At 39.7% G+C, this 20,379-nt stretch carries 18 protein-coding genes and 3 pseudogenes; 11 read left to right on the top strand and 10 right to left on the bottom strand.

Going from position 1 to position 20,379, the window contains the following annotated elements; all coding sequences use genetic code 11:
- The 3 genes from IPK31_20765 to IPK31_20755 form a co-directional block, all read left to right on the top strand.
- Window positions 1-277 (top strand): hypothetical protein (locus IPK31_20765; protein ID MBK8090148.1); only part of this gene is annotated, 277 nt, incomplete at its 5' end.
- A gap of 161 nt (window positions 278-438) precedes the next feature.
- A complete protein-coding gene (locus IPK31_20760; protein ID MBK8090147.1) occupies window positions 439-645 on the top strand; it encodes a hypothetical protein in 207 nt (68 codons plus the stop codon).
- Window positions 646-1,158: 513 nt separating this feature from the next.
- Window positions 1,159-1,839: a DUF1887 family protein gene (locus IPK31_20755; GenBank protein MBK8090146.1), complete on the top strand. Its 681-nt coding sequence runs from the start codon at window positions 1,159-1,161 to the stop codon at window positions 1,837-1,839.
- 1,514 nt (window positions 1,840-3,353) lie between these two features.
- Here the strand turns inward: IPK31_20755 and IPK31_20750 are convergent.
- The 4 genes and pseudogenes from IPK31_20750 to IPK31_20735 all read right to left on the bottom strand — a co-directional run bounded on the left by IPK31_20750 (window position 3,354) and on the right by IPK31_20735 (window position 6,567).
- Complete coding sequence (locus IPK31_20750) at window positions 3,354-3,665, bottom strand: hypothetical protein (protein MBK8090145.1); 312 nt, start codon at window positions 3,663-3,665, stop codon at window positions 3,354-3,356.
- A 522-nt stretch (window positions 3,666-4,187) separates the two neighbouring features.
- Window positions 4,188-4,438 (bottom strand): annotated as a pseudogene (locus tag IPK31_20745) (YegP family protein).
- Between the two features lie 1,012 nt (window positions 4,439-5,450).
- On the bottom strand, window positions 5,451-5,594 hold the full coding sequence (locus IPK31_20740) for a hypothetical protein (protein MBK8090144.1): 144 nt from the start codon (window positions 5,592-5,594) through the stop codon (window positions 5,451-5,453).
- Window positions 5,595-5,762: 168 nt separating this feature from the next.
- A pseudogene (locus tag IPK31_20735) lies at window positions 5,763-6,567 on the bottom strand (hypothetical protein).
- 89 nt (window positions 6,568-6,656) lie between these two features.
- Between IPK31_20735 and IPK31_20730 the strand changes: the two are divergent.
- From IPK31_20730 to IPK31_20710, 5 genes and pseudogenes are all read left to right on the top strand, one after another.
- Window positions 6,657-7,013: a hypothetical protein gene (locus IPK31_20730; GenBank protein MBK8090143.1), complete on the top strand. Its 357-nt coding sequence runs from the start codon at window positions 6,657-6,659 to the stop codon at window positions 7,011-7,013.
- Window positions 6,977-7,150: a hypothetical protein gene (locus IPK31_20725; protein MBK8090142.1), complete on the top strand. Its 174-nt coding sequence runs from the start codon at window positions 6,977-6,979 to the stop codon at window positions 7,148-7,150. Before IPK31_20730 ends, IPK31_20725 begins: the two co-directional genes overlap by 37 nt.
- A 130-nt stretch (window positions 7,151-7,280) precedes the next feature.
- Window positions 7,281-8,199: pseudogene (locus tag IPK31_20720) on the top strand (alpha/beta hydrolase).
- A 144-nt stretch (window positions 8,200-8,343) separates the two neighbouring features.
- Window positions 8,344-8,496: a hypothetical protein gene (locus IPK31_20715; GenBank protein MBK8090141.1), complete on the top strand. Its 153-nt coding sequence runs from the start codon at window positions 8,344-8,346 to the stop codon at window positions 8,494-8,496.
- A complete protein-coding gene (locus IPK31_20710; GenBank protein MBK8090140.1) occupies window positions 8,493-10,013 on the top strand; it encodes a hypothetical protein in 1,521 nt (506 codons plus the stop codon). The genes IPK31_20715 and IPK31_20710 overlap by 4 nt, the downstream gene beginning before the upstream one ends.
- On the opposite strand, the gene IPK31_20705 is transcribed toward IPK31_20710, so the two are convergent.
- Window positions 9,919-10,287: a hypothetical protein gene (locus IPK31_20705; protein ID MBK8090139.1), complete on the bottom strand. Its 369-nt coding sequence runs from the start codon at window positions 10,285-10,287 to the stop codon at window positions 9,919-9,921. The two genes, IPK31_20710 and IPK31_20705, sit on opposite strands and share 95 nt — an antisense overlap.
- Window positions 10,288-10,441: 154 nt before the next feature.
- On the opposite strand from IPK31_20705, the gene IPK31_20700 reads away from it, so the two are divergent.
- Window positions 10,442-12,505, top strand: a complete 2,064-nt coding sequence (locus IPK31_20700) for a T9SS type A sorting domain-containing protein (GenBank protein ID MBK8090138.1) — start codon at window positions 10,442-10,444, stop codon at window positions 12,503-12,505.
- A 61-nt stretch (window positions 12,506-12,566) separates the two neighbouring features.
- Here the strand turns inward: IPK31_20700 and IPK31_20695 are convergent, their stop codons facing one another.
- The 5 genes from IPK31_20695 to IPK31_20675 all read right to left on the bottom strand — a co-directional run bounded on the left by IPK31_20695 (window position 12,567) and on the right by IPK31_20675 (window position 16,928).
- Entirely contained in the window at window positions 12,567-13,241 is a 675-nt protein-coding gene (locus IPK31_20695; protein MBK8090137.1) for a hypothetical protein, read from the bottom strand.
- A 106-nt stretch (window positions 13,242-13,347) separates the two neighbouring features.
- A complete protein-coding gene (locus tag IPK31_20690; GenBank protein MBK8090136.1) occupies window positions 13,348-14,544 on the bottom strand; it encodes a CHASE2 domain-containing protein in 1,197 nt (398 codons plus the stop codon).
- 78 nt (window positions 14,545-14,622) lie between these two features.
- The gene (locus IPK31_20685; protein ID MBK8090135.1) at window positions 14,623-15,024 is read right to left on the bottom strand and encodes a hypothetical protein; all 402 of its coding nucleotides are present in this window, start codon (window positions 15,022-15,024) and stop codon (window positions 14,623-14,625) included.
- A 64-nt stretch (window positions 15,025-15,088) separates the two neighbouring features.
- Entirely contained in the window at window positions 15,089-16,438 is a 1,350-nt protein-coding gene (locus IPK31_20680; GenBank protein MBK8090134.1) for a hypothetical protein, read from the bottom strand.
- Entirely contained in the window at window positions 16,407-16,928 is a 522-nt protein-coding gene (locus tag IPK31_20675) for a caspase family protein (GenBank protein ID MBK8090133.1), read from the bottom strand. The genes IPK31_20680 and IPK31_20675 overlap by 32 nt, the downstream gene beginning before the upstream one ends.
- Window positions 16,929-17,978: 1,050 nt before the next feature.
- Here IPK31_20675 and IPK31_20670 point away from each other — a divergent pair.
- Together IPK31_20670 and IPK31_20665 are read left to right on the top strand one after the other, a co-directional pair.
- Complete coding sequence (locus IPK31_20670) at window positions 17,979-18,710, top strand: DEAD/DEAH box helicase (GenBank protein MBK8090132.1); 732 nt, start codon at window positions 17,979-17,981, stop codon at window positions 18,708-18,710.
- On the top strand, window positions 18,710-18,892 hold the full coding sequence (locus IPK31_20665) for a hypothetical protein (GenBank protein MBK8090131.1): 183 nt from the start codon (window positions 18,710-18,712) through the stop codon (window positions 18,890-18,892). The genes IPK31_20670 and IPK31_20665 overlap by 1 nt, the downstream gene beginning before the upstream one ends.
- The last annotated feature ends 1,487 nt before the right edge of the window (window positions 18,893-20,379 follow it).

The raw sequence follows: 20,379 nt of genomic DNA, 5'->3' as shown, positions 1-20,379 counted from the left end.
TGATGGAAAGCATGGTCTTAAAAATGGTTTTGAAATAGGGGTTCTGCTTAATCAATCTCAAAGAGATGAGTTTTTAAGATTTCATGAATACCTGATTTCAACATCAGTTTACAAGTATGAATTATCGCCAGTTAGACTTGAGTTTTTTAAAACATATTCAATTTATGAGAAAATGAAAAAACAATCACCGCCCTTATTTCCTGATACAGTAGTTATTAGATTAAATCGGAAAGATGTGGTTGATATTGATATGTTTAAACGAGCCCAATTTTCTTGAGAGTGTTACAAAATCTTCGAATCCTATTTATTTGTCGGTGAAAATGTGTTTGGATGCAAAAGGAATCAGGGGGTATTTACTATTACTGAAAAATTGAAATATCGGGTTTCAGGGGAAACCTATTTAATTAAATACAAACAATTACAAATAGAAGAAAAATAATGAAACAAGAACTTCCATATCTAAAAGAATGGCTTGATTTTGCCTTAAATGGCAACTTCGCAAAAGCACAGGAGTTGTATTACGACAAATTATTTCCTGTAGTTATTGAGAAGTTTAAGGCGTCTTATGAAAATGTATTAACTAAGAATGGGATACTTTTTTCCATATTAGGGATTCTCCTTGGAGCCGATAATTCTTACGGCTAAAAACATTAGAACTTAATAGACACTTTATATTTACATCAAACGACAAGGCTGATGGAAATGAGCATTTAGAAAAGTTTCTCAATTCTGAATATGAAATAATCAATTTTAAGGATGAATCTTTTTCTGCTATATACAAATGTTTAAAAGAGCAGTTGGTTTTAAATCCTCGTCAGAAATAGTAATTGATATCACTGGCGGTAAGAAATCAATGGTAGCTTCTGCTGCAATTTTGGGAAGGATTATAACTGTAAGATTGTTTATGTTGATTTTAGCGATTATATCAAGGAGCTGAGAAAACCCATGCCTGGCTCCGAACTGCTGAACATTGTATATGATCCGAATATTAACCAGCCTGAATTATTCATAAAATGAAGCATCAAATTACTTTAGTTGGCGGCCAGCTATTACCAGTTTTCATTGGAATTAAAGCATTCACCCCCGAAAGAATACATTTTATAGTTTCGTCGGAGTCGAAAAATAGGGTAACATTTCTTAAATCATATTTGAACGGCTATACCTTTTTCTGAATATAGCTGTAATGCACACGACTTTCATGAAGTTAAATCTACTTGTCAGAAAATACTTGATAGGATGAACTCAGACGACGAAGTATCTTTTAATTTGACAGGAGGTACTAAGGTTATGGTTTTAGCAATTCAATCATTAATTCATGAAAAAGGGTTGAAAGGATTTTATATTAATCAAGATGACACAATTCTTGAACTACCTTCTTATGCTAAAGTCAAATTAAACAGTCAAATTACAATAAAAGAGTTCCTTGAATTAAGTGGCCATACTGTTAGCAGCTATAAGTTACTGGATAGCTTTTCAAAGGATGATTTTGATGTAGCCAATAAAATATTCTCTTTTTGTACAAGCAGTTATCGATATAAAGCTATTGTTACTCACTTTAGCAATCAGTATAGAGATGTTATTAGTATGCCTTCTTCAGGGAGTGCAACAGTAGGCAAAATGTTAGTTACCTGGGGCAAGAACAATATAACAGTTAATGATAATGGTAGGATTATATTTAATTCATCTTCAAAAAATATTAATATTTTATTTTTCAATTCTGGATGGTGGGAGCTTTTAGTTGCTAAAGAAGCATCTACCTGGAAGAAAGTTAAAGAGTTGTTTGTTCAATGTACATTACCATTTAAAAATGATGGCACTTACATGAAAAATGAAGATTGATGTGCTAATAAATATTGGGCATAAACTTATTTTATTGAATGCAAGTCTGGTAAAGTGAAACACGATGACATAAATAAAATGCGTGTCAAAAGATGTTTACGGTGGTATAATCTCAAAATCAGTTTTAGTTTGTTTGGAAATGCCTTCTTCAACAATAATGGAAAAATGTAAGGAACTTAATATTGAAGTATTTTATCTCTTTTTAGGAAAAACAAGTTTAATGATCTAAATAAATTATCTGGTATTTTGGATTCATTTGAAAAGAAGACTTCGATTTAATAGCCCACATACAAAAATATAGTGTCTTATCCTGCCTTAACCTCATGTCCCTAATCCACTGCTGACAACTGCCTCTCCATTTAAAAAAAAATAAGCTGCAAAGATAGCACCGGCACAAAGCCAGCGCTTCGCAGCATAAACAAAAGCCCAACGCACAAGGCCATTTATACTGCCACCCACAATCCCGGTGCTGTGAGGTCGCAGTTATTTTATTTTTTCATTTAAATGGTTCGTTATGTCAGTCTTAGTTCAGCGTTGGCTTGTTGGCAGCATCTGGTTTCTTGCTGGTTTGTTTCACCTGGTGTGTTTATTTTTTCATCACAGTTAGGCCATTCATTTACTTCGTCATGTGAGCCTCCTTGGTAGGGGGCTTTATTTTTGATGTTATGCATTCGTCCCGAAGCTGCCATGATTCTGTATACAGTTTAGTCAGGCTACCTTCTTCATTTCATTCCTTTGCTCCGTACACTCCGCTGCAGTCACTCATTCAGTCGGTAGCCTTCCGGCATTCAATATCCTGCCCAATTGCCCCACGGCAGCATCCCGGAGCCACCCACAAATCCAGCCCGGGAAGCTGCCTACCATCGCTTCTTTTCCCACCGCACAAAGCCCACGCTTCGCCGGTAAATAGGTGTTCGTCATTCGTCGTCAGCAAGCAATCATGCCAAACCATTGCAGCAGCAGCAATAAATATTTTTATAAACTTTTAGGGTATTGCTGCACCTGCAATGCCCTTCGGGTGCTCTGCTTTCGCTACGCAGTTTGTCATGCTGCTTGCAGTTCCTCCTCATTCCTCCTCCATTACACCACGTTCGCAGCTAAACAATTTGCTACAAGGCAGGGCATCCCAGGCCACACACAAAGCAATACACATGGGATGCACCTGCCTTTCCGCAAGCCATCCCTGCAATACTCACTGAGTTTCATTCCGCTTCACTACGTCATACATTCACTTCAGTAGCGTTCAGTCCACCCGCTGCCCTCTTTTCTTTTGCTCGCCGGCAGCCCCACTTAGGCTGCGTTCACCTTGCGTCTGCTAATTGCTCATCTCGTAGCTCCATTTAGCAAAGCATCGCTAAGGTTCACTTGCATAGTTCAGCTCCGTACCCTGACGGGAAATTTACTACGGCGGCCTATGGTTGCATCGCCATTCGTTCCTCATGGCTTTACCGCCAGCCCCTTTGTGGGGTTTGCGTCCGCCTCCGTTCCTTCGTTCCTCATTCTTCCGGCGGCCATCAACGGCTCGCCAACACCAGTGCCGTCAAGTGTGCGGGCACGGCTATGCTTTTTGCCGCAGGCGCTTTACCGGCAGGCCAGCACTCACGAAATAAACTATCCTTTTTATAAATCTTCATCAATTCATCATCAATCTGCCCTTCAGTTTTTTGATGAAGATCAAAGAACCCAATCCCTGTTATAAAATTTTGCTTTATCGTATAAAAAGTCACGGTATTTATTGTAAATCCTCCATTCAGCCAAATACATACTTCGTATGTGTCAGCTTCAATACTATGTTCTACAATGATGGACCCAATAATATTCAGCACCTGTTTTTGCCTTTCGCAAAATAGAACCGGAACATTTCCGTACTTTCTTGGTATCACGGGCAATGTTAAACCGAACGTCGCCGAGTCATCAAAGTACTTTATAAAGAATCGTTTTTATCCCATCAGCATAAAAAGTTCTGATTTTTGTTCGTTTAGTTCAAAATATCCTGATAGATAGCACCAATCCACTTAGTAAGTTTTCCGGAATCGGTTTTTAGATCAGCTGCCATCTTTTGATAGTCCGCTTTTCATCGCTGTCACTGTAAAAACCTTTTTCAATTAATCCGCTTAATATATCGCAATACGGTTTATTGGTTCATGCCTGACAGCAGTTTACTCCATTTGGGCATAGAAGCAATGCAAAGAAAACGTTCGGTGGTTGTTGGTTCATGATGGATCTGAACCCTCTCTTTATGTCTTCCCATTTTTATCTAAAAATTACAGAATATTTATTGCTGGTAAAAACAAAAAGGGAGCAAGCATGATAGCTGTACTCCCTTTATAAATATGTATGTAATAATGTTATTCTTCTGATACACTTGCACCAGGTGCATTTGTTTTTACGGATTCAATGCCGCCGTCCCGGCCAAAAGCCGTTTCGTACATTTCACTTGTTCCAATGATTTGTCCATTACTTGCTTTTAGTGTGAAATAATACTTACTGTTGGTGGAAATTTTTCTGTCATACTTACTTTCATCCTTGCATTTGCTTTTACAGAATCAATTCCATTAGTACAGCAGCTTTGGTAGTATAACCTTCGCTTGTTAAAAATCTTTTGGCCATTATCAGCTTTTAAACTGAAATAATACTAGCCATTCGTTCCGGGTTTTAATGACAAACTTTCCTATAGATTAAAATTTTTGGGTGCGCTCTAACTTCACATCATTTTAATCTTCCGTATTACTGGCATCCTTATCGCGGAATAATAACCAAAAAATGCAGTAAGGCCGGATGGCACAATTGCTTTAGAAAAACAGTAACTACGGCATACAACACAGCCCATCCGCACAAAGCTTTCATCAATTATTCCGTTCCTCCCTGTTTTTAGCCACGCCGCCTGATGATTGCTTTTTTTCTTTTTTTCTTTAAAAATTAAATTTTTAAAATGAAGAATGCAAAAACTACTGGAAGTGGTAACGGTTCAAAAATTTCTCACCACAATCCATCTTTAATTCTTTTCTACAGATGGAGTTAAGATATGGTTGAAGTATGCTATGCTTATTGGCTGATTGATTTAATTATAAGCCATCAATGTAAGAAAGATGTAAACCTTTGAACGGTTCCAGGTATGGGAATTCAAAGAGGAACATGCTGATCAGTTTTTTATCAAAGCAACTGATGGCAATCATAACCGGTCGCAAGTCAGGAAATTCCTTCAGTGATTTTCCCTTATGATGTTGCCACCATCTGGCTGGTAGATGGTTGCTTGATGCTACCATGTGAATACTAAAAAGAAGGGGCAGAAATATCCGCTTTTCTTACATCCTTCACGTCCTTGTTGAATTGATACAGCTTTTGCCAATGTGTTTTTTATTCAGCAAAGTAGCTACGGCAGCCCACCGCACAACCCTGACAAAAAAACAAAGACTACGGCATAAACACAGACTCGACACACAAAGCCATCTTTTATTCCGTTTCTTTGGGTTTTTTTACTGCCTCGCTGAGAGATGCTTATAAAAATTCACAGTTATGCAAAGCTAGCTTCGTATCATCACCAGTCGCAGTTTGGCAGTTTGTCCATTCAGCAGTTCTTTATTCGGTTCCTTCAGTTCCGCAGGTAGTTTTCAGCAGGCATTTTCGTCGCCATCGTATTCATTACCGTCCTTTAGTAGGCTGTTCTGTTTATCGGCTTGCTTGCGGTTGGTATCTGTGGTGCTTTCCATCAGGCCGCTGTCAGCTTTGTGCTTTCCTTTTAAGGGCTTTTGCACTTTTACCCTGACTTATTTTTATCCTGACTGCATTTCGACCATATTAGCCAACCATAACCCGAGGTTAAAAGCACCATGATTCAACACACAATGATTTTTTTGAATTGCATGGTACATAAAAAGCCCGGAAGAATCCAGGGCTCATAAATGGAGTAGATATTTCAATCCTTAAAAAATATCCTGAATCTTCAGGGCATTACCCTGAGTTAAAAAGATAGTAGTTGGAACCACTTGCTGATAAAACTCAATGCCGATACACTGCAACACACTTGCATCCGCAGTAAGTGTAGGTGATCCTGGCAGCGTAGCTGTTATAACAGTAGGAGCTGCAACTGGAGTGAACAAATCGATGTAGCCGGAATACTGCACATCTGAAAGTTCATTGTTTGCCGGATCAATTGGCTCATAAACGCCGGTCTGATCGTTGTAAGCAAAATCAGAAACGCAAGCCAATGCCTGAATCAAACGAAAGTGAGTTGCACCAGCAGGTGCATTCACAAGGTTTGCAGGATTGAATTCAGGTACTGTGAATGTACCACTGTCACGTGCAGGAGTACTTGTTAAAGTGTAAGGTGCAGTGAACACACCTTCCAGGCTAACATTCTTATCGAATGCAAAGCCAGTCAAATACTGCTTTTCCTGTGAAATCAAAATTGCCCGGTAACCCCTGGCTTCTGTTTGGTCTTCCAAATTAATTTTCTTGATTACACCGGTTAATCTTCCGGTCATTTGTGGATCACTCATTTGTTTCACCAACTGACTGAGTCCAACACGAATGGCTTTTCCTGTGGTGGCATCCGCCGAACTCGTTCATATTTTCACGAGTACGTTCAAACTCAGGAGCCGTTTTAATTTGATCTCCTGAAGGACCACCATTTAAACCGGCGAAGTCGCCAGATAAACCTTTGATTTTAAAATGTCGAACTCCGCCCATTGAACCAGAATAACGAACTAAACCTGTTTGCTTTGCCATGATATTAAATTTTAATTTTGAAAATTCATTTTTTTCAATACAAATTTACATCGCAATGCACTGAAATTCAGTTAGTTGAACGAAGCAATATGATGCAATTCAAAGCATATGGACAGGCAATTATAAAAACTCATCTTAAAATCACTAAGGTGGTTGATGGCGATGGCATATTCGTCATGAATATTTTTAATAAGAAGGAAGAGGAAATAAGATTTTTAGGTATTGATGCACCTGAAATAAAGAGATCAAAAAAACTGCAACAGGATGAAAGAGAAACACACTTACCTGGTCAATTGCTTTTATCGTTAGGGCATCAATCAAAAACATTTTTAAATAGTATAGCTCCGGTTGGAACTTCTGTAACGATACAAATGGAAAAACTAAATAGCATCGATTCTTTGGCAGAACACTGGCTTATGTTTTTCTTGCAGATGGTACTTGCTTAAATGAATTAATGATCAGTGAAGGGTATGCAAAAGCGTATAGTAAGTACTATTGTGAAGCATTGAGTGATTTCCAAATAATCAATACATTTGCAAGAAATAACAGGAGAGGTCACTACAAAACAGTTTCTGTTTTTTAATTGAAAAAGATTTTATCCTTGTCTTCTTTTGGTTCTGCTTTCGTGTTGCCCTCTTGTTGCCCGTCCTTTCAAACATCAATATATACTGGATTCTTTACTTTTTGTATCGGAAAGTAAATAAATTTAGAACATGAAAGCAACACTTATTCCTGTGTTTTGTTTTTTTCTGCTGAATAGCAGTTTTTCCCAGGAAGTAAATGTATCGTCGGGTTTTGTTAAGCGGTTTGCAAATTTTTCATCTGTTTATGTTGATGCAAGGAATGTTGAAGTATGGCTGCCTGAAGGATATTCCCAAAAAAGAAATATGCTGTTCTGTATATGCACGATGGACAAATGCTGTTTGATTCAACCAGCAACTGGAACAAACAGGAGTGGGGAGTTGATGAAACAATTGGGCGATTAATAAAACAAAAAAAATAAAAGACTGCATTGTTGTTGCTGTGTGGAATACAGGCGGTAAACGTCATGCAGATTATTTTCCGCAAAAACCTTTTGAATCACTTCTCAAACAGCAGCAGGATTCAATTTATACCGCAACAGCAACAAAAGACTATTCATTATTTGCAGTTCCTGTGCAATCAGATAAGTATTTAAAATTTCTTGTAACTGAACTTAAACCTTTTATTGATGAAAATTTTTCTACTCTGAAAGACCGAAACAATACATGCATCGCAGGGTCAAGTATGGGTGGATTAATTTCTATGTATGCAATTTGTGAGTATCCAACTGTATTTGGAGGTGCTGCCTGTTTATCTACACACTGGCCAGGGTTATTTACTGTAAAGGACAATCCGGTTCCGGAAGCTTTTATGAATTATTTGAGGCGCAATTTACCTGACCCCGGCACACATAAAATTTATTTTGATTACGGAACAGCTACGCTTGATTCACTTTACAAACCTTTTCAGCAGCAGGCAGATAGTATTATGAAAGCAAAAGGGTTTACAGGCAGGAATTGGATAACTAAGGAGTTTCTTGGAGCAAACCATTCTGAGAATGCCTGGCGTAAACGGTTAGCGATACCGGTTCTCTTCCTGATGAAGAAATAATTCGTAGTCTTTTCTGTTGAATTTTTCCGCATTTTGTCTGTATCTGTTCTGTTTTGACAAAGAAGGGCTTTTTTTCTCCAGTGCAATTGCCTTGTATAAGTGTTTTTTATATCTTGATTGCTTCTGCTTAAACCAAAACGTAACATGAGAAAATCTTTACTCTTCTCTCTTTTTGTATTTATTTGTGTTGCTACCTATGGCCAGCAAAACCTATGGCAGCAAATGGATGAAAGTTGGCTTTCAGCTGACCGGTTTCAAATGGAAGTAAACCCAAGGCATATAAAGTATTTCAGTTGAAGTCATCAATCATGACAGAAGAACTGAAGCGTGCCCCATCAGAAAAAAGTGTATCTGCATCAAACTCATCGTTTATTCTTTCAGTACCAAATGCTGAAGGAGTAATTGAACGGTACAGGGTTGTGAATGCACCAGTGATGCACCCTGATCTTGCCGCAAAGTATCCCGGCATTCATTCTTATGCCGGTAAAGGAATTGACCGTCCCAACTCAACCATCCGTTTCAGTATGGGAATGGGTAAGTTCGAAGGGATGATTCTTTCTACCGACCGCCCAACAATTTATATCGACCAGTCAGATGAGAAAAAACAACTGTACCTGGTTGTTTCAAGAAATGAAATCATTGATTATAAAAATGAGTTTAAATGTTTTACTGATGAGAAAAACACAATGCAGCGTTTAAGCGAAATGCCCGAAGCACAAAATGCAACAGATGGTAAACTCAGAACGTTCCGTCTTGCACTCGCTTCAACCGGAGAGTTTTCACAGTTTTGGTTAAATGGAACTGAAACAACCGATGCGCAGAGAAAAGCAAAAGTGCTGGTTGCAATGAATGCTGCAATGACGAGAACGAATGGAATTTATGAAAGAGATTTTGCAATACGTATGATACTTGTTCCCAACAATGATCTCGTTATTTATTTAGATGCTTCAACTGATCCCTGGTCCGGCGAACTGAATTCAACAACACAGGTGACTATTGATGCACAAATTGGCGACGCCAATTATGATATAGGCCATTTAGTACACAGAACAAGTGATAATGGCAATGCAGGTTGTATAGGTTGTGTATGCCAAACAGGTGAAAAAGGAAGTGGGTTTACATCATACAACAACCTGAATAATTTCGACTGGTTTGTGGTGGATTACCTGACACATGAAATGGGGCATCAGTTTGGCGGAAATCATACGCATACACATGGAGGTAATGAAGGTACCGGTGTACAGGTTGAACCAGGCAGCGGAAGTACAATCATGGGCTATGCAGGTATTACCGGCCCTACAACAGATGTGCAACCTCATAGTGATGATTATTTTCATGCAGTAAATATTCAGCAGATCACCAATTATATAATCAATGGTGCAGGTTCCTGTGCTGTTATTACGAATACAGGAAATAATGCACCAACTGCAAGTGCAGGAGCTGATTTTACTATTCCCCGTTCAACACCATTTGTATTAACAGGAAGCGGTAGTGATATTGATGCAGGCGATATACTTTCTTATAACTGGGAACAGGTTGATTCAAGGGCAAGCGGTTTTTCAACAGTACCTTCTGCCACTGCAACTGCCGGTCCACAGTTCCATTCATTCCTTTCAACAGCAACACCCTCAAGAACAATTCCACAGTTAGCAACCATACTTACCGGAGCAAACGGACAAAAATGGGAAGTGCTTCCTTCTGTTAACCGTACACTCAATTTCAGGTTAACAGTAAGAGATAATAAATTAAACGGAGGTTCAACACAAAGTGATAACATGGTGTTGACGATAACCAATACATCAGGTCCTTTTTAGTTACAGCACCCAATACAACCGGAATATCCTGGAATTCAGGTTCTGCACAAACTGTTTCATGGAGTGTTGGCAATACAACCTTAGCACCGGTAAACTGTGCAAATGTTGCCATTGATCTGTCAACGGATGGAGGATTAACTTTTCCAATAACAATTGTTGCAAGTACTCCTAATGATGGAAGTGAAATAATTTCAGTACCGAATAATCCAACAACACAGGCAAGAATAAGAGTAAGGGCTGTTGGTAATATTTTCTTTGATATCAATAATGCCAACTTCACAATTGTTGCTGCTGATCCCGGCTTTGATTTTAATGCACCGGCTGCTGCAACAGTTTCCTGTTCTTCAGCTGCATCAGGAACAATACAGCTTGCGGTAACATCAATACTTGGTTATACTACACCTGCTGATCTTTCAGCTATTGCAGGTGTGCCTGCAGGAACAACAGTAAGCTTCAGTTCAACAACTGTTACACCCGGCAATAATGTTGATATAACACTGAACAATGCCAATACGCTGGCATTTGGCAGTTATGATATAACCATACAGGGTGTATCAGGCTCCATTACAAAAACAAGAGTGATCCGTTTTATTGTGCAGCCCGGAACCGGTCCTTCGGTAATTACAGATCCATCTTCACAAACAATTTGTGCAGGAAGTAATATAACATTTAGTTCAGCTGCAACAGGAGCATCGTCACAGGTATGGCAGCTAAGTACTGATGGTGGCGGCACATGGAATACTATTGCAGGACAAACCGGAACAAGTTATACCGTTAACGGAACAACGGCTGCTCAAAACAACTACCGTTACCGTTGTGTATACACTGGTCAGTGCAATACAAGTAATACTTCAGCTGCCGTTTTAACTGTGCAAATAGCACCAGCTGTTTCAACTCAACCTGTTTCCGCAACTATTTGTGCAGGCAGTAACAGAACGTTCTCAGTGTCTGCCAGCGGATCAGCACTCAATTATCAGTGGGAAGTAAGTACAGATGGCGGTAACACGTTTAACCCAATTGGTTCTGCTAATGCAAACAGCTATACTGTTTCAGCAGCAACCATTACACAGAATAATTACCGTTACCGTTGTGTTGTAAGTGGTGCATGCACGCCTGCTGTAACATCTAATGCTGCAACGTTGAATGTTTTCAATGCAGTTGCAATAAGTAATCAACCGGCAGATATTACTATTTGCTCAAACAGTAATACAAACTTTACTGTTGCAGCAACAGGATCTGTTGTTGGTTACCAATGGCAGGAAAGTACAGATGGCGGATCTTCTTACAATAATATTGGAGGAGCAACTAATGCAACACTTCCGCTTACAGCAGTTACAAGCGGACAAACAGGTTACCGCTACCGTTGTGTAATAACTGGAGGTTGCAGTAATGCCACTTCCAATGCGGCTATACTTACTGTACAAAATGCACCGGCATTTACAGCACAACCAACATCAAACAATATTTGCCAGGGAAGCGGTAATACATTTTCTGTAACAGCAACCGGAGATGTACTCAGCTATCAATGGCAGTTAAGTACCGATGGTGGTACAAACTTTACGAATATAAATGGAGCAGATGCCAGCAGCTATGCTGTAACAAATGCAACTGTTGCACAGAATAATTACCGTTACCGTTGTATTGTAAGCGGAGCATGTACTCCTGCAATTACATCAACTGTGGCTGTATTAAATGTAACCGCACCTGTTGTTGTAAATGCACAACCTTCCAATGCCGCACTTTGCGGAAGCGGTAACGCCGGCTTCAGTATCAATGCAACAGGTACTGGCATCAGTTATCAATGGCAGTTAAGTACAAATGGTGGTATAGAATTCAATGATGTAAACAGTGCCACTGCAGCAACACTGAATGTTAATGCAACAGGTACAAATTTCGATAATTATAAATACAGGGTAATATTAAGAAACGGAGTTTGTACAGATGTAACTTCAACTGTGGCTACATTAACTGTGAACCCTTTACCGGCAGTTTCATTAAGTCCTGCACCATACAGTAAATTATTCCCGGGTTTGCAAACAACTATTACTGCAACTGTTACTCCTTCAACCGGTGTTACTTTAAGCTGGCAGAAAAACGGTGTTGGCATTACTAATACCGGAAATACACTTACTGTAAATATTGATCAGTTGGGTGACTACAAAGTAACAGCAACAGGAACAGGTGGCTGTATTGGAGAATCAAATACATTAAGTATTGCTGATTCTGCAACCAATAAGATTTTTTTCTACCCGAATCCAAATGGTGGTCAGTTCCAGGTACGCTATTATAATCCGGTCAACAGGGGTGCTAAAAATTATATCAGGGTGTTTGATGGAAAAGGAAGTAAAGTGTACGAGCAGCAGTTTACTGTTACACGTCCTTACGATCAGATGATGGTTGATTTGCGCAGAAGAGGGACAGGAATATACCTTGTTCAGTTAACGGATGCATCAGGTAAACAACTTGCAACAGGAAGAGTCGTTATTCAGTAATCGATCAACATGAGAAAATAGCAGGCCGTCTGAAAAGGCGGTCTTTTTTTTATGTAAGATTTTATTTCAACTGATATAATTCCAGCCAGTGCTCAAATAAATCTCTTTTCATTATGCGGAGAAGCTGCTGATCTTTTGAATAGCTTTTCTTAAGTTGATTGAATTGCTGCTGTAAAATGAGTTTGTCTTTTGCGGCAGGAAGAATATAGAGAAACGGTTCAGGTTGTTTTTGCTTACTGTCTGATGGAAACGCATTCCACTTTAACAGCCTGGCTGTATTACCCTGCAAAATTTTTTCAGGAACTGTAAAAGATGATTTACCCCTGAGCACTGTGTCAAGTAATAATTGATTCACACGGATGATGATTCTGTATGGAATGTTTTTCTGCTCAGGTTTCCATTGTAGTACAAAGGAGTTTGTAAAAACAAAGCTGCTGTCGGCTGGCAGCTGCATGGCATGTTTACCCCTGATCACCGCTGCACTTACTCTTTGCTTATCGTCAGATGAGCCACCGGTTAAAAATTTTTCAAACACGTAAGAAAAAAAACCGGAGGAAGTGCCGTTTGCTTTTGCAGCACTGAATAGTTTTTTTATTTGGAGATAGGTATAAGTGCCGGGTTTTTCAAGCAGCATTGATTTGCCATCGCTCTGTACCAGCATCACATCGGCCAGTTCTGTACTTACGATCGATTGGTTGGCAGAAAGAAAATTTCCTCGTTTTGCTTTTTCTTTCAACCCGTCATGCTGCCAGTAAACATTTTTGGTTACATGATAGAACAGGTATTTTACATCAGCAGCTTTTGCCTGTACGAAAAAGAAGAAAGCCGATATAGTTAAAAGTTTAATAATTATGGTCTTTACTAAGAAAGGCAGAACGGAAGCGGATCTTTAATTTGTAACGGAGAAACATTAAGAGCGCTTCATATAAATTTATGAAAGTTGGCAGTAAAACCAAACAGCCGGTTAATAATCCCGGGTCGAACTTGGTATTAAAGTACTTGTAAGTGAACACTGAAAGCGCAACAATAATAAAACTGCCAATCAGCTGAACCAATGTGCCAACTGAATTAAACCAGAGATCACCTTTAAAAAACAAACCGCACATGAATGGTAAAATCAGCCAGAGCAGAATAAATGAAACCAGGAATACCCTCCATGGAGGAACTACTTTGATATAATCGTTATCTAAGATCATCCGCAGAATATTGGCGTGTATCACACAGCCATACATATCAGGATGACTGCGACCTGATAGCCTGCTGTTAAGAGGGGTGAAAAATTTGTCTTCATCCTGCCGGTTGCCGGCATTTACTTTCGGCATACCAAGATAACCAAGCAGTACAATTTTATTCTGTAAAGCAGAGGCATTAAAGTCAGGATCTGTTACTTCGTCAAAATCATAGTAACTGAAGTTGGACAGGTTGCCGGTATAATGAATCTCCGTTTTTTTATTTTTTCTTTTTAAGAGTTGCTGATAAAGAGCACTGTCGTATTTCTTTATAATAGCGCTGGTAAATGCTTGCCTGTTATCATTGAAGGGATAATAATGGCGGATGGTTGAATATTCAATATTGTCTGCAACCATTGTTGCATAACCATCTCTTTGCGTGGTAAAAAAAGAATCGGTATAAACTGATTCCTGTAAGTTATCGAAATCGGCAATATAGCTGAATACATAATTATTGTGTGAAGTAAACTCAGCTTTTAGCAGGCTGTCCTGCTGATTGATTCTTTGGGCATAAACGATATCGAGTGCCACTACTTTTGGCTTGCCCTTCTGAATCTGCTGAAGGAGATAGGCAACCTGTGAGCGGTCTTTATCTTCAACATTTATTAAAACAACCGGACCTTTATTAATCTGGTTTCTGTCTTTTTCTTTTGTGTAATATAAATCAGTTAACGAAAAATCCTGGAAAGCCTCTGTAAAAGGATCAAAGAAAGAAATGTTGATGATGGCTAATGAAAGCAGCGACACACAACCAAAAATAAACAGGTTGAGAAACAGATACTCAGTAAAGAATTTCTTTAAAAACTTCATACAGCAGTTACGTAAATGTATATAAAAAAAAAGGGTATAAACATTGAAGTTTATACCCTTACTGAAAACATTACCTTATTATCTTTTAAGATTAAGTGTAAATGTGCGGCTGTCGTTGCAATAGCTGCTGTTGCTCCAGTACAAAGATTTGTCTGTAGTTTCTGCATACCATTTTGTCCAGTTACCCGGTACCCATACATCAATACGTACTGATGTTGCGTATGGAGAAAGACGACCCTGGTAAATACCTTCTACCCAGATGTCAACATACTGACCTGTGTAGTTATCGAAATAAGCATAGCAATAACCACGGGTTTTCTTTTCACGTGGAGCTGCATCAGGACCAGGCAGATCTTTCTTTTCTGTTACAGGTTGTGCAATTACAGCAACTTTTTTACGCTGTGTCTGAGCTTTAGCAGTGGTAGTGAAAGCTAATGATAAGCCAACTACTGCGATAAGGAGGAATAAAACCTTTTTCATTGTGTTTGTTTTTTTGGTTTGTGAATAAAGATTAGAAACTTTTCTGAATTAGCAATTATATTTATTATTGTTTTTTCGGAACGATTTTATACGGAATGGAAAATATATTTACAGCATCCGGCTGAATGGTTTCTTCTCCGCTTCCTCTTGACTGTACACCTTCAGCACGATTGATACCATCCATTAGTTTTTCAAAGGGGTTGGTTGGTTTTGCAGTGTTGCCTCTTGAACTGCCCTGGGCAACAAATACCTGGCGCAGATTCAAAGGTGCTTTCGCTGCCACTAACTTAATTACATTCATTCCATCGGGCGGACTGATCTTAAAGATCTTTGTTAACCTTACCGTATCACCAGGGTTGATAAAGCAATCAGATGCCTGTTGATTGCTGCCGGGGAACAATACATTCACCAGGTTGTCGGGTTGTATTTCAAGAATATTGTAATACAAACGTTCCTGACCATTATTAATGATCCGTAAGTTATACCGGTCATCGTGCTGGAAAACAATATTGCCCGATGCATCCTTGATCGTCTTCACAGGTAAATCTTTTATGATCGCATTATTATTTCCTTCAGCTTTTTTATAATCAATCGGCACAAATTCAAACACTACATTCAACTCTTCATTTTTCATGTTCAGGTTGCGCAGGTAGGCAGCACGTCCATATGCACCAATCTTAGCCGCAACAATTGTGTAAAGTTCATCTGCATTCAGATTCTTACTGCAAACACCTAAACGGTAATCACCTGATGTGGAAATATAGATCGAGTCGGCACTGAAACCTTCTGCACCCTGCTCAATAAATACATCGCCCTGTTCACTTACCAGCTTGGCCTGTTTAATTTTTGCAACTGCATCTTTCAGTTTTCCATTCAACGCTGCATCTTTTGTTTTAATGGTAACAGCAACAGATAAATCACCAAAGCTTACTTCTTCTAAAAACACCCAGGCAGTCTTCAACTGATCATTACTCAGCTCTGTATCCAGTTCAACCTCACTGCTGTAATCGGCAGCCGTAGTTAAAATGCCTTTTGCAAGTGGAGTTGCTGTTTCCCTGTTATAGGTATTGGAAGCAAATACTTTTACTGTAGTGCCTGCAAAAACTCCATAGATCTTTCCGCAACTGATTGTAATTTTTTTCTTGCCTAAGATCTGCTCAGCAACATAGTAATTTGGTTTGCCCAATGCCTTGCCGCCAAAAATTTCTTTATCCAGATCGCCTTCAGCATTCGGTGTTTGTCCGGGAACACTCTTACTCATTTCTAAACGCACATTATCAAATAAACCACGGTAACTTGTTTTTGAATCAGCCTTTGCCAATGCTTTTGAAAAAGCCAGTGATAAACTGCCGCAATGTTCATCGCCACATTCTTGGTTAAGTTCAGATGCTGCTGATGCAAAGAAAGCACTCATCGGAGCCTGTCCCGGTTTTGATTCGCTTAGGTTGAAGATTGCTTCGTTTACAATTTTCACATTCACTTTGGGAGCATAACCTTTGGGTTGGTATTTTTGTTGTGCCACGATAGTTGCCTAATCCTGAACGTGTACTTGTGCCGCTGTGACAGGCATCAATGATCACCAGTAAATTTCCATCAGCTCCCAATTTGGTTCTGATCTCTTCCAGCTTCAATCCAAACTCATCATCACGTAAATGCTTTTCAACACCCGGCTGATATTCCATGGGAGCATCATAAGTTACCAATGCTTCATCATATCCATCAGCTTCATCACCATTGTCGTCAAATACCTGTTCACCATGCCCGCTGAAATGAAACACACAAACATCACCCGGCTTTGCTTTATCAATCAATTGCTGTTTGATGGCGTTTAAGATTCCCAGTTTGGTAGCTTCCTTATCCCGAACGATTCTGATATTCTCTTTTTGAATCCCTGACGTTTTAATGCCTCTTTTACTAAAGGGATATCATTCTCTGAGTTCAAACTGGTTCCAGCCGGTTGATGGTGCATATTTTGAAATGGCAACAATCAGGGCCAGTTTATTTGGTTCTTTCTGCGCAAAAAACCGGGAGGCCGGCTATCAGTAAAAAGAAAGAAGAAGATTCGCATTTTAGTTTTAGGAAGTTAGTTTTCCCGAGTTGATATTGCAATATTAATCTCTCTACACCTCTTTTCAACACCCTCCCAACGGTATTTTGATCAAAGTGACTTTTCAGGACAGGTCTTTTCATATAGCTCAGCTACAGCACTGAGTAAAGAAAAGCCTAAACAATGATTGGCAGGTTACACAGTACGCAGTAAATTCACCGCAAAATCATTTCTATCCATCCTTCATCATCCATATTAAGCAGCCCCATCGAATACCTGAAAGAGTGTGGGGCCTTTGCGTGCCGATTTGATGAAAAGGAACTGAACATTTTACGTTCAATGATCTGCTGGAGCATTTTCCCTACCGTCATCTCGATAAAACAAAGATTACTCCCATTCAACAGGTAACCCTGCAAATGGATTATGCAGGTGGCCGAGATTAACCGACTTTGAAATTATTGGCGAACGGCAGGGTAAGGACTGGTGGCGCATATTAAGGATGTATCGGGTACTATGGAGCTTACCTGGTTCCAGGAATTAACTGGGTACAAAAACTACTGGCTATTGGAGAAGATTATCTAGTGTTTGGTAAGCTGAGTTTTTTATGGGTAAGCCGCAGATTGTTCATCCCGAACTGGAAGTACTTACTCACCAGAATGCAGAAGGCAGGAATTGCTTGAACCTATCTATCCAACAACCGAAAAATTAAAAGCAAAGGGATTAAACGGAAGAAGTATTGCCAAGCTCTAGCAGTGTTGCTGCCGCAAATTCATATTAAGATTTGCCGGAAAATTTGCCGGAGCATTTGGTTACATCATTAAACTTTCCATCGAGATATGATTCATACAGGCAAATGCATTTTCCTGCCGATGCGAATCAGTATGAAGCGGCCTGAGAAGATTAAAGTTTGAGAGTTGTTTTTGCCCAGTTACGTATGGCCATGATCAAGAGCAACCGTCACCGTTTTCAAAAAGGAGTGGTGTTTAATAAAGTGGGCAATCTGTTCAATGAGTTCTACAGCAGGCATCTGCCATTTCAGTTAACAGGTGCACAGAAAAGAGTGTTGAAAGAAATACGGGTGGATACAGCGAAGGGGCCACCAGATGAATCGTTGTTACAGGGTGATGTAGGCGGCGGAAAGACGATTGTTGCCCTCTTGACCATGTTACTGGCTGCCGATAATGGTTTTCAGAGTTGTTTAATGGCACCGACTGAAATTCTGGCCCAGCAGCATTTCAACAGTATTTCCGGTTTACTGAAAGAAATGAAGATTGAAGTGAAGCTGCTCACAGGCTCAACCAAAAAAGCTGAACGGGAAAAGATCTTGAATGGCCTGCAATCTGGCGAAGTGCAAATGATCGTAGGTACTCATGCATTGATTGAAGGAATTGGCAGTTTAAAAATCTTGGGCTGGCCATTGTTGATGAACAGCATCGTTTCGGTGTGGCACAAAAGAGCGGAGTTGAAGTTGAAGAATCATGTTCCGCCGCATATGCTGGTAATGACGGCAACACCAATACCGAGGACAATGGCGATGACGGCTTATGGTGATCTGGATTACAGTGTAATGGATGAACTGCCGCCGGGCGTGAACCAATTACCACTGTTCACCGTTATGAAACGGCAAGACCGGCAGTAATGGATTTTGTAAAAGAAGAAATTGCAAAAGGAAGACAGGCATATTTTATTTATCCATTGATTGAAGAAAGTTCAAAGCTTGATTTCGAAAACCTGATGAAAGGATACGAAGAAGTAAAAGCATTTTTCCCTGAGCCGAAGTATTATATCGTATTGGTGCATGGAAAACAAAAGCAGATGTAAAAGAAACCAATATGATGCGTTTCAAAAAAATGATACTCAGATCCTGGTTGCAACAACAGTAATTGAAGTGGGGAGTTGATGTGCCGAATGCAAGTGTGTTGGTGATGGAAAGTGCAGAACGGTTTGGTTTATCACAGCGCCGATCAGTTGCGTGGAAGAGTGGGAAGAGGAAGCGAACAGGGTTTTGCATTCTTTTAACAGGGAGCAAGTTTTGAACGAATGATGCACGTGAACGGTTAAAGATCATGTGTGCAACCAATGACGGTTTTTTAATAGCAGAAAAGATCTGGAGCTCCGTGGTCCCGGTGATATTGAAGGCACCAAACAAGGTATTGAATTTTAAGCTGGCAAAGCATTGTTCAGGATAAGGAATTGCTTGAGCAGGCTGAAGCTATCAGTGATGAACTGTTGATTGTTGACCCCGACCTGTCATGGTAAAATTTGCTGTTAAAAACTACCTTTTATCAAAAAAGGGAAAACCTAGTGGAGCAAAGTGGCATGAGGGAAATAAGCGCAGGATTTTTCCGTTTAATTTTGAGTACATTCAAATACCGTTAGCATTGGAGAAATTTTACATGATAATATCCCGTCTCTTCTTCGTACCCATGTTTGTTTTTAGCGTTAGCAATTATTACAGAAGTCGCAGCTTTATTTTGTAGAAAATAAAGGCCAGTGGGATAAGCAGGTGCAGTTTAAAACCGAAGCCGCGTAACAGTGCTTTCTTTTTAAGTAAAGATGGATACACGATCCTTATGCATCACCCGGAAGATTATCAGCGGTTAACTGAATACAATCACGGTCAAGAGAATTTGATTCTCAAAAAAAAGATGTTACTGCAGCAGTACCTGATAAAATGCGTGCCCATGCTTTCAGGGTAAAATTCCTCGGCGGTAATTTAATTCAACTCCTGGTATGGAAAACCATTGCCGGGAATTGAAAAGGTTATTTTATAGGCAATGATGAAAGCAAATGGCAAGCGGTTGTAAACTCTTTCAGGCCATCACGTACAAAATGTTTATCCGGGATGTGGTGGCGTTATTATGTGCAGGGGACGGCTGAAGTATGATATTGTTGTTTATCCCGGTGCAGATGTTTCAAAAATTCAATGTACCATGAAGGGGCTGATAAACTCAGCATCAGGAATAATGTGAACTGATTGTAAGTACTGGTTGAGAGCTCTGTGAGCTGGAAGCCGTATACTTTTCAGTTTGTTGAAGGGAAAAGGGAAACTATTCAATGCAGGTACAAGCTTGCCGGGTATTGCCAGTGTTTGATATAAAAAATTATGACAGGACAACAACGTTGATCATTATCCGCATTAGTTTTTTCTTCTTTCAGCAGAAGTAATAACTGATAACTGGGGCTTTACAGCTGCCACCGGTCCTGATGGCAGTTTTGGCGGTGGTACGGCTGCGCCCATTGGATTTCTACAAGTACAGGTGTTACACAGCCAACCGGTGGCGGAATCACAACTGCAAGTGTTCCAC

It is taken from the genome of Chitinophagaceae bacterium (genome assembly GCA_016713085.1).
Taxonomy (GTDB): domain Bacteria; phylum Bacteroidota; class Bacteroidia; order Chitinophagales; family Chitinophagaceae; genus Lacibacter.
The sequence above is the reverse complement of the archived record's forward strand: the minus strand, read 5'-3'. Positions and strand labels throughout refer to the sequence as shown.